The sequence below is a fragment of the Bacillus sp. B2-WWTP-C-10-Post-4 genome (assembly GCF_009183805.1).
Lineage (GTDB): Bacteria > Bacillota > Bacilli > Bacillales > Bacillaceae_G > Bacillus_A > Bacillus_A cereus.
The window spans coordinates 1-10,919 of sequence record NZ_WEII01000120.1; the positions used below are offsets into that span (position 1 = coordinate 1).

The following is a 10,919-nucleotide window of genomic DNA, read 5'->3' on the forward strand; positions in this document are numbered from 1 at the left end:
TATGAAACTTATTGTTTTTAATCAAATTCCAACTTTATAACAAAAGATGAATAATTAGTCATTCTGTATATCAAAAGAACATTCACAAAAAAATCTTCTTTTATGATTAAAATCTTCTTTACTGTTTATCAAATTTATATGGTTAAACTACTTAATCAAACGATACACTACAAGTCAAAAATATGTACTTATACAGAATGATTACAGACATTTTTTCATATCATTTCTCAAAGAACTATAAAGCAATAAAACAAATAAAATTAGCAATATGGTTGCTTGACAAGCAAAAAAAATATATTTATGCTTGCTACACGAAACAAACACATAAAATTTATATTGCTTAACCTGTTAGGTGAGGCTCCTATGCAAACACAGGCTATTGCCCAAAAATGTCGAAAGACGCCAATGGGTAGAACAGGAATTGTCGGATTAAGGCTCTTCTTAAGATAGCTAAGTAATGAATTTTCATTACTTTACGTTGTATAGTGCCAAAGCTCTACTAGAGGGAAAAAAGCCTTATTTAGTCATGCCATTTTGAATCCCTCTAGTTACATACTAGGGGGATTTTTGCGTAAAAAACAGGGAATAAGCGATAGAATCTTCCTAAACAAAAGTCATATTTAGTAATTGACGAGAACAAGATTCTATTCATTAGCAAATGTAATATTATGTTTTGTTTTAAATCAGGAGGATATTAAAATGAAAAAAATATTAAAACTCGATTATCTATTGCTCCTTCCTCTATTCATAACATGTACTTTAGGTATTATCATGATGTATAGTGCAAGCTCCATTGTCGCTGTTCAACATTACGGTTATAACAGTAGACATTTTGTTGATTCTCAATTAACAAAGCTACTTTTAGGAACAATAGGATTAATAATTTGTGCTTTACTCCCATATGAAATATGGAAAAAACGAATAGTCTCAATCTGTATTATGGTTGGGGGGATTTTTTTATTAATTATGGTTTTATGGAAAGGAAAAGTGGTAAATAATGCTCAATCATGGATCTTTGGAATACAGCCAGCTGAATTCCTTAAGTTAGGAACAATCCTTGTAACAGCCCGTTTTTTTGCATTGCGACAAGAACAAGCTAAAAATAACTGGAGTGGTATCGGAAAACTTTTATTTTTTTTAGCTACAATTTTTTTTCTTATCTTTAAACAACCAAATTTAGGATCTGCACTTTTAATATTAGGTATAGGTTTTAGCATATTTCTTTGTTCAGGAATAAATATAAATCTACTAATCAAAAGAACTACCATCGGTTCTATTTTATGGTTACCTATTTTATATTATTTGATTCAATATAGTTTATCAGAAGTTCAAAAGACACGTATTACTACGATTTTCAATCCCTTTCTTGATGCGCAAGGAAATGGATACCAGCTTGTAAACTCTTTTATTGCCATGGGCTCTGGAGGAATCACTGGTCGTGGATTTGGAAATAGCATACAAAAAACAGGTTATCTTCCAGAACCACACACTGATTTTATAATGGCAATAGTTTCTGAAGAACTAGGATTTATTGGTGTATTTATTCTATTGGTTGGAGTTTTGACTATAGTACTTCGCTCCTTAAAAATTGCACAATTATGTGTAGATCCATTCGGCAGTTTTATAGCAATTGGTATAGGATGTATGATTGGTATGCAATCAGTTGTAAATTTAGGTGGTATTACGGGACTATTTCCTCTTACAGGTACTCCATTTCCATTTGTAAGTTTTGGTGGAAGTTCTTTAATGGTGAATTTAATAGCAATAGGAATATTGCTTAATATCTCAATTTTCAATAAAATAAGACTTTCTCCTTTTTAAAATCTATTGTACTATAGTCATTTTTGTTACATTTAGAGAGATTATACAGGCTTTCATAATGATTTGATCAAACTGTAGATTTATTAATTTTAAACGAACATTTAAAATATTTTATAGCATAGAATAGACAGTATACAGTAGACACCACTAATATCTACTAGGTGAATAAAAAGAAGGAGAAAATAAATGACTCTAAATATAAATAGAGTATTCCCACGTAATTGGTATGCTGTGAGTTATGTAAAAGATATAAAAAAGATTCCAGTAAAAAAAAGAGTTGCTGGCAAAGATTTTGTATTATATCGGGATGAAAAAGGCGAAGTTCAGGCTCTATCACCTTACTGCCCTCATCGTGGCGCTGACTTATCACTGGGACAAGTAGTAAATGGTAAACTAGTCTGTCCCTACCATGGTTGGGAGTTCGATAGTTGTGGTACTTGTGTAAGAATTCCATCCCAACCCAATAAACCTATCCCGAAATTTGCTCATACCTTCTCATACCCTGTAAAAGAAAAGATTGGGTTGATTTGGATATACCCTGATAGTGAGGAAAATCCACCTGAATGGCAAACTTTTCATGTAATGGAGAACACTCCTTTTAAACTCTCTTTCTTCCACGCCACTTGGAATGCACACCTTACTCGATCAATCGAATCTGTGCTGGATATTGCTCATCTTGCTTATGTACATAAAAAAACGATTGGTAGAAAAACAAAAGCCGAATCAACCAATTATAAGCTGGAGGGAACACTGGATCAGTTTATATTCTCAAATGGTGATGCTTACCTTGAATACAAATTCCCACATCAGTGGATGCTTCACAGTGGCAAACAGGAGAATGAGTCATTTATTCAGTATATTACGTTTACACCAATTGATGAAGAAGAGACATTAATTATGGGATATACCGGAAGGACATTTTTAAAGTACTTCCCTTTACTAGACCAAATTTTAGCTAAATTTAGTTTAAGAGTACTAAAAGAGGATCAAATTATTGTAGAAAGTCAACATCCTAGACCTATACCAGAAGCTTTAAAAATGGAGGCCCATGTTCATGCAGATATGGCTCAAGTTCAGTTTAGAAAACGTTGGTTTCAGTTTTTACAAAATGGGTCTTGTTTTTCACTTGATTAAAGGCACGTAACGCAGTATTAAATATAGGTGTAGTGATGTTGATAGACGGTGGATGCTACCCCATCGCCATCAAGCTAAAATTTTATAGTACCCCCTGAACCCAATTTTGTACTAACTCGTAACAAAAAATCCCTTCAAAAAAGAAAGGCGCCTATGCACCTTTCTTTTGTAATGCATTCTCACTCTCTTAGCATTCAGAATCCCTTATGAATCACTTTAATGCATCATTGTACGAACCTAATTACCCTTTAGAAAAGTAATAATTTGTCTCCTTACTTTTCAGTAACATATTTCCTCTTATTATTAAAAATAAGTCGTTTCTACTTAATATTTTTACTATAACTCTAACTAGTGCTAACCAAAGGATCATAATAAGCCAAATATAATTTATTAATCACGTTTAAAGTACATAAGTCTGCACTAATTGAAAATGCAGAACCAGCATTAATATCGTTTAGCGTATTTGTAATCCGCTAACGACTTAAATCACCTTATTTCACTCTCTTCGGTAAAGCTGAGCCTGAATGTTCAATTACTGGATGAACATAAACATTAATGTCAGCATTACTAAAATAATTTTCACCTTGATCCCAATTCTTACTTATTTTCTTTCATTCTTTATAATTATTCCGCTTATATACTTCTCCTAATGCTAATACATCCACCTTATATTTTTTTGAACAAGCTTTATTGATTTTTGAATCCTTTGCTCCATCTCTTTTGAAATATCCTTCGTTAAGCGTTTTTCATCCATAACTTGTTTATAATCGCTAAAATGCAACTCCGCCAAAGTACCTTCGAGAAACAAATGAATATCAAACTTCGGTTTTGTAGTATTTTCAGTAAAAACCTTTATTTTTCGGTGTAATTTATGAATTTCATATGTAATAAGCTGATTCTTTTCACGTATGGTAAAATAGCCCCCTAATTTCTCACCAATTACAAAGTTCATTCCCAGTGTTTGTTCTCCGTTTAACATTCCAACACACTTGTTATCCTTCCCACGAAACAATGCAGCCCCATCCATTTCTATCCCTTGTTTTGTTGGCCTTAAGATAGGTAGTACAAAACTGCGTTTTGAAATTATCTTTTCCTGCACATCACCAATTCTTGCCACCTCCACCATTTGAGCGTTTTTGGGAGGATGTTCAGCTAGCATATCAATATACTGTGCCGGTAAATTTTCTGGTTTTGCACTTTGTTTCAAGATAGCTTCTGCATTTTTTTTCAGAAACAAATAGACGGATGTTTCTTCTCATTTCATGATCACGAATATATACATCTAGCGTATTCTGTAAAGCATTAGGATTCAAGAGTAATTTTTCAGAAAAAATAATTCACGACTAATTTTTTTTAGCAATAATTCGTATTTGTTCAAATACACTATCTGCTTTTGCACTCACATTAATATAATTATTCCCTGCCCCTTTTCCACCTTGCTGCGCTAACTTACTGGGAAGTACCATCTGATACGTCCCTTTCATAATTGGATTTGATTTCTTTTCCTTAACAATATGGTAAGACGCACCTACTACAAATCCTCTTTCTTCTATCTCCACTAACTCAGAGCAACCACTGTATTTTTCTGTTTAACTGTTGGGCTTCAGTTCATAATGAAACATATTTTTACATAAAAGACTTTCGTATATAAATTTTTCAAATGATTTATTAGCGAATTGTTGACCAATATCACTTTTTTGAGTGAGTAATTTTTTAGATTGATGATGTAATGAATTTTGTTCGTTTCTTTTATGTAAAATATTCTAGTTTTGCATTAGGAAAGAACTGTTTCATATAGGAATACAGATAGTTTTTTATATCCTCTTCTTCTTCTTTTTGATAAATGTATTTTCCGATTCCATATTTCCCCCATTTATACCTCCTTTTCTCTTCATCTAATTCTAGTTTTGTCATCGGGTAGTTTTTTTCAATTACTCTCTTAGCTGGCTTTGTAAAACGATGTTGAATAAATTCAAATGTAATATCATCCCGTGCATCAAGAGGTAATTCAGCATTTAGGCGTTCAAACATATGATAGTATCCTTCCTTCCAGCCTTCATGCAGGTAAATAGGAGCTACAATGAAACCAAGAGGATATCCAGCTCTAGCTACTTTTCCTGCTGCCTCAATTCGTTTAGCTAAGGGAGAAGTTCCTGGTTCAAAGTTTTTAATCACATAATCAGCATTTACACTAAAGCGAAATCTTGTTTTTCCATTATGTTTAGCATCAAGTAAATGATCTACATGGTGGAATTTCGTAACAAACCTCAATTTCCCATATTCAGATTCTCCAAAATGCTCAATGGCCCGTTTAAGGGTATGCGTTAAATAATCGATTCCTACAATATCTGAAGTACACGACGCTTCAAATCTTGTTACTTCAGGTGCACGCTCTTTCATGTATTTATCAGCAGCATCTAAAATTTCTTCAACATTTACATACGTTCGTATATAAGGCTTACTTCCCATCGTTGTTTGTAAATAACAATAATGACAATGCCCCATACATCCCGTTGCAAAAGGAATTGCATACTCTGCTGAAGGCTTGGAAGTATCAAATTTCAGTGTTTTTCTAACACCAACAACCAGCGTGGATTTTGCTACTCGATACTTTTGAAAATCGTTATCCCCTGGCAAATCTCTTACTTGATTATGGGAAGTAGTATGTCGAATTTCAACATCCATCTTTGAAAACTTCTCAAACAGCTCTTTCCCCAAAGGATAATCTAATGCTTTCGGTTCAAAATATACGAGCTTAGGCATAAATGGCTTATTCATTCAAACATCCCCTCTGAAATATCACCATAATAGTAAGTGTAAGCTTGGTTTGCCTCATCTTCGGTAGCATATATAGCCATCTCATTTGTTAGTGGATAATACGTTTCGTAAAGAAATAGTGCTAATTCATTAGGTCTTTCAGGATTATTTACAACTGCTGCAGCTTGTATGTTAGCTACGTCTTGAGTATGAGGATTTCGGTAAAAAATATAAACAATGTCACCAGCATGATACGTATTACTTTCAGAAGAAAATTCCATTCCATCACCATCTCATTTCATAAAATTCAATGCTCACAGTTTTACTTTCTAATTTCCTTGTAGTGTAACTATTTAATTACATTGATAATGATTACGCCATACAAACATATTTTGAAAAATGAATAATAAATGTATTCCCAAAAAGGCAAGCATATATCAATGCTTGCCTTTCGTTCTAACGACGATGTTCAACAAGATCGATTACACCTAAAACGACGTGTGCTAAACCAAAACCAAATACTGTATTTGCAATCATTTTATTAGTTCCACGAGTTTGTTTAAGAGCATAACCTGCTGCTGTCACTGCTGTACCTAAAGCTGTTGGAATTAATCCTTCACGAATGTCCACAGTGATGCCTCCTTGTTTCGTAGTTAGTAAATTTGTTTTAATGACTCGAAGTAAAGTATTAAAACAAGTATTAGTATTTTTCTTTTTAATAAAATTATGTGAAATTCTTATGAATAATATTTTAAATCCATAACAGCTATAAAGATTGAAAAAATTATTAATTAACAAATAAGAAAATATCTTCAAAACGTATTTTTATATGAAAATTTTATACCTCAGACAAAAAAATATTTGCGAAAATTCTCTTCATAAAAAGTGCTCCTAAATTTATATATATAGGAGCACTTTTTATGAAACACTATTCTTTATTTGCTTATGAACCACTTTATTATAATAACCATGCTTTACAACTTGCCTAAAATCATCTACCTCGATATCCATTCTTTCCGCAATATCTACAACAATTGTATTTTGTAAAACATTCACCACAAATCCCATTAATTTCAAATTATGATTTTTACGATATGAAAATTGAACGTAATCCCCAAGTGTTACTTCTTTATTATGTTTCATTTGGCGCCCCCTAAATTATCGATAATTATACAATAGTTTCCCCCTTTTTTACTTCTACATACGGGGTCACCAGTTTATCATTTTAGCCAATTCATCTCCCACCTACTTATTTTGCGTTCCTTGAGGAAGGGGTCTTCTTGGCTAAAATGATAAAAAAAGACAAACTCTCGAATGTGAGGAGTTTGTCCAAAACCATGATTCCTTTAGTTTAACAATATAGAATTCAGTTCCGATAAGAATCTTTTTTTCATATCCCACGGTTTTTGCATCGATACTAACAATAGTGGATTAGAATAATGACTTAATACTTGCTAGGACAGTAAGAATACCTATAATAATGACAAATACATTGCTAGATTTCCCTTTGTATTTAGCAAGTACTGATACTTTATGGATTGCATACATGGGTAGTATACATAAGATAGCAGCAACTAGCGGACCGCTAAGGGCATCAATGATTCCAAGAATACTTGGATTTGTATAAGCAACATACCAGCATGTTAATACGACAAAAGTAAGAATTATTGTCTTAACTGTTTTTTCTCCTATATCTTTCCCACGTTTTTTACTGGACTTGATAATCATGTCACGCATTACCTCATACGCTCCTATATAATGACCAAGGAACGACTTTGTAATAGCCACAAATGCAATGATAGGAGCTGCAATAGTGATTACTGGCGAATTAAGCTCATTAGCAAGATATGATAGGATTGACAAGTTCTGTTCTTTTGCCACCTTAAGATCATTTGGAGTTAAACTTAAGGTACTGCTCCAAACAAAGAACATAACAACTGCGAATGTCATAATATAACAAACTTTTTGTATTTGAGCACATTTAGCATCAGTAGCATCTATTCCATACGTAGCTCTCTGTTTCATAACAAATGACGAAATCATAGGCGAATGATTAAACGAGAATACTATGATTGGAAGTATCATCCATATCGTTCCTAAATATCCTGTTCCTGTTGAAGCAGTAGAAACACTTGAAAAACTAAGCATTGACGTATTCCACTGTGGAATCAAAGATATTGCGATAAAAAGTAGAGAAGCTATAAAAGGATACACTAGCATGCTCATGATCTTTACAGTTATATCTTGACCAAAATTTAGTATAGCGATAAGACCGAGTACTAAGACAAGCGATAAAATGGACCTTGGAGGCTCCGACATGTGCAATTGATGTACGATAAAGCTACTAGCGGTATTTGTAAGTGCGACCGAGTACATCAGCACGATCGTATAAATGGAGACAAAATATACAATATTAAAAATGATACTTGCCTTATTTCCAAAATACTCTCTTATTGTACCTGTAATCCCCTCATCGGCAGAGTTCGAAGCGTAAATCATTTTAGCAAGCGCCCTATGTGAATAATACATAACAGGATATGCAAGTATGGTAATTAACAGCAATGATAATAAACCACCTGAACCTGCATTAATCGGTAAAAAGAGTACTCCTGCTCCAATTGCTGTTCCAAAAAGGCTCAATGCCCAGGTAGTATCCTGTTTATGCCACTTTTTAGGGTCTAAATATTTCTCATTTTTTACTGCAGTGTTATCAGCTTGAAATTCTATGTTTTTTGCAGTATTCCCATCCATATAATAATTCCTCCTTGTGTCCTATTCTTAATTCTCTTTTTAAGATATAGGAATATAGACCGTTCTTGAAAAATGAATAGCTTATATAGTGCCCCACAACGAATATCCCCCTTCTAGGTTAATAAAAATCAAAAAATTAGCGAAGCATCAACCTGAAGGGTTTGTTACCACTTATAAAATATTTTAATTATATAGTAGTATATTTTATTGATAACTCCCCCAATATACAGACATCCTTAGGCGAACAATAGAGTAAAGATTGTTAAAAACTTCACAATATATTCGATAACTTATTGATTTGATTGTTTCTCCCCAAAGATTTTATTTTTAATGGCAATTCCTGTAGGTGTAGCTGCAATACCACCTAAACCTGTCTCTCTTAATTCGCGAGGCATCTGTCTTCCAACTCTATACATGGCTTCAATCACTTCGTCAGCATTGATGAGATTGTTTACGCCAGCTAATGCGATGTCCGCTGCTGCTAAAGCATTTGCCGTTCCAATGGCGTTTCTCTTTACACAAGGAATTTCTACCAAACCAGCGACCGGATCACAAACTAAACCGAGTAAATTTTGTAATGCAATCGAAAAAGCTTCAGAAGATTGCTGTGGCGTTCCACCCGCAGCTTCTACCGCAGCTGCAGCCGCCATCGCTGAGGCACTTCCTACTTCAGCTTGACATCCTCCATACGCTCCTGAAATACAAGCGTTGTTTGCGACTATCGTTCCAAATAACGCTGAAGTGAATAGAAAATGAATCATATCTTCATGACTTAACTGCAACGTATCTTTAATACTAAATAGGACTCCCGGAATCGTCCCACTCGCACCTGCTGTTGGAGTTGCACAAATAGCTCCTAATGCAGCATTTACTTCATTAACACCGATAGCACTTTGAATCCCTAACACCATCAAATCTCCAGAAAGAGTTTTCCTATTTTCTCGATAGTTTTTAATTTTTACAGCATCCCCTCCGGTCAAACCTGTTGGAGAAAATACACCGTCGCCCTCGATACTTTTATTTATTGCATGTTGCATAGTCGCTAAATTTCGTTCCATTTTACTCCATACTTCTTCATAAGAAGTTTTAGTTTGTTTGATTTCCTGTTCGATTGCTAATTCATAAATTTGCTTTTGGCTTTTATTAGCTGCATCCACAATTTCTTTTATGGCCATATACATATTTTTCACTCCTTAATGTGACTAAAGAATAATAAGATTAGCTATATTGCTTAAATCTCCTAATTCCTTCTGAGCATTACCTGGCAATATCGAATCCAAAGCGAATGCATATAAATATTTTGTTTTATCTTCCAAACTATGAAAGTTGTTAATTTCCACATCATATTGTTTAAAGATCCTGCGTAAAACAAATTCAAAGTCAGCTCTTTCTGAAATCGCAATAACAACTGGCAATGGCCCCTGCAGATTTAAGCTAAATCCATCAATTTCAACATTTTTGACTTCAATCAACCCACCACCGACCGAAATACCCATTACTCTAATACTTCGACTTTCATCCTCTGCATATACATCTGCCGTATTTGGATGACCAGCAGGACTATTACCCAATTGTTCAATAAAGGTAATGTCAATTCCCTTAGACTCTGCTATTTTAATAGCATCTGGCACTTTGCTGTCATCAGCAGCTAAGCCTAATATACCAGCAATAATTGCAAAATCAGTTCCGTGACCTTTATGGGTTTCAGCAAATGATTCATAATACTTTACCACAACTTTTTTGGGAAGACCTTGAAATAATTTATTAGCAACTGTTCCAATAGCCAAAGCACCTGCAGTATGTGAACTTGAAGGGCCTATCATTATGGGCCCAATCACATCAAAACAACTTTTGTATTTAACAATCTTTTTTTCTTTAATAGATGCTACATTCATGTTCATATAAGCACCCCCATAATTTATTATTTTTAGCTGTAGTTGAATCTAAGTTATTAGAATGATCGATTCAAAACAAGTTTTGTTTGATAACGCTTTCTTTATTGAGTTGAATAAACTTCCCTTCTAATCCGCTATCCTCCGTATAGTAATCATATCAGTATGTCCAATTTTAAAAAATTACTGGCAAGTTCTTTAGAATTTTCAATCCAAAACGAGGTTTGATATTTTCTCTAGAGGTAATAAATTGTGTCTCGACGCCCTCATTATAACTTGTATATTTATAAGTTTAATCTTTTTTTATTTTTAGAAAGATTGAATAGACAGAATTTTGAATAGGTAATAAATTACACTTAGTATGTAGCAATTGTGTCCTTTGTTTGAAGCTGTATTAGTTAGTAAAAAAGCAAAAATAACACAGAGTTCCTTTCATAAACACATTGATTATATTGAAAAATCATTATAAAGATACTTATATTGTCTTTTGTTTGAACATCTTATTTTGAAAGAGAAACCTGTTGCAATAAATAATTCATTCATATGAAAAGGAATACATTAATA

General features: G+C 33.4%; 10 protein-coding genes, 2 pseudogenes and 1 riboswitch. Of the genes and pseudogenes, 2 read left to right on the forward strand and 10 right to left on the reverse strand.

Annotated features, from left to right (window positions below; all coding sequences use genetic code 11):
• Window positions 1-337 precede the first annotated feature (337 nt).
• Window positions 338-514: riboswitch (M-box (ykoK) riboswitch) on the forward strand.
• Between the two features lie 185 nt (window positions 515-699).
• Both GBN78_RS25705 and GBN78_RS25710 read left to right on the forward strand, forming a co-directional pair.
• A complete protein-coding gene (locus GBN78_RS25705) occupies window positions 700-1,821 on the forward strand; it encodes an FtsW/RodA/SpoVE family cell cycle protein (RefSeq protein WP_000722116.1) in 1,122 nt (373 codons plus the stop codon).
• A gap of 186 nt (window positions 1,822-2,007) precedes the next feature.
• Window positions 2,008-2,955: an aromatic ring-hydroxylating oxygenase subunit alpha gene (locus GBN78_RS25710; protein WP_000174200.1), complete on the forward strand. Its 948-nt coding sequence runs from the start codon at window positions 2,008-2,010 to the stop codon at window positions 2,953-2,955.
• 241 nt (window positions 2,956-3,196) lie between these two features.
• Here the strand turns inward: GBN78_RS25710 and GBN78_RS25715 are convergent.
• The 10 genes and pseudogenes from GBN78_RS25715 to GBN78_RS25755 form a co-directional block, all read right to left on the reverse strand.
• A pseudogene (locus GBN78_RS25715) lies at window positions 3,197-3,265 on the reverse strand (HXXEE domain-containing protein); the annotation flags it as partial.
• 342 nt (window positions 3,266-3,607) lie between these two features.
• A complete protein-coding gene (locus GBN78_RS31265; RefSeq protein WP_436627981.1) occupies window positions 3,608-4,162 on the reverse strand; it encodes a Ger(x)C family spore germination C-terminal domain-containing protein in 555 nt (184 codons plus the stop codon).
• Window positions 4,116-4,514 (reverse strand): annotated as a pseudogene (locus GBN78_RS31270) (Ger(x)C family spore germination protein). Before GBN78_RS31270 ends, GBN78_RS31265 begins: the two are co-directional and overlap by 47 nt.
• Window positions 4,515-4,704: 190 nt before the next feature.
• Window positions 4,705-5,733, reverse strand: a complete 1,029-nt coding sequence (gene splB, locus GBN78_RS25725; protein WP_001039638.1) for a spore photoproduct lyase — start codon at window positions 5,731-5,733, stop codon at window positions 4,705-4,707.
• The gene (locus GBN78_RS25730) at window positions 5,730-5,993 is read right to left on the reverse strand and encodes a transcriptional regulator SplA (RefSeq protein ID WP_000396090.1); all 264 of its coding nucleotides are present in this window, start codon (window positions 5,991-5,993) and stop codon (window positions 5,730-5,732) included. Before GBN78_RS25730 ends, splB begins: the two co-directional genes overlap by 4 nt.
• A gap of 175 nt (window positions 5,994-6,168) precedes the next feature.
• A complete protein-coding gene (locus GBN78_RS25735) occupies window positions 6,169-6,342 on the reverse strand; it encodes a hypothetical protein (RefSeq protein ID WP_000354585.1) in 174 nt (57 codons plus the stop codon).
• 288 nt (window positions 6,343-6,630) lie between these two features.
• The gene (locus GBN78_RS25740; RefSeq protein WP_000682214.1) at window positions 6,631-6,855 is read right to left on the reverse strand and encodes a DUF2187 domain-containing protein; all 225 of its coding nucleotides are present in this window, start codon (window positions 6,853-6,855) and stop codon (window positions 6,631-6,633) included.
• A 288-nt stretch (window positions 6,856-7,143) separates the two neighbouring features.
• Window positions 7,144-8,463 carry an aromatic amino acid transport family protein gene (locus GBN78_RS25745; RefSeq protein WP_097918580.1) on the reverse strand — a complete coding sequence of 440 codons (1,320 nt, stop codon included), beginning with the start codon at window positions 8,461-8,463 and terminating at the stop codon, window positions 7,144-7,146.
• A gap of 290 nt (window positions 8,464-8,753) precedes the next feature.
• The gene (gene sdaAA, locus GBN78_RS25750; RefSeq protein WP_000281777.1) at window positions 8,754-9,644 is read right to left on the reverse strand and encodes an L-serine ammonia-lyase, iron-sulfur-dependent, subunit alpha; all 891 of its coding nucleotides are present in this window, start codon (window positions 9,642-9,644) and stop codon (window positions 8,754-8,756) included.
• 21 nt (window positions 9,645-9,665) lie between these two features.
• Complete coding sequence (locus tag GBN78_RS25755) at window positions 9,666-10,364, reverse strand: serine dehydratase beta chain (RefSeq protein ID WP_001056999.1); 699 nt, start codon at window positions 10,362-10,364, stop codon at window positions 9,666-9,668.
• Window positions 10,365-10,919 lie beyond the last annotated feature (555 nt).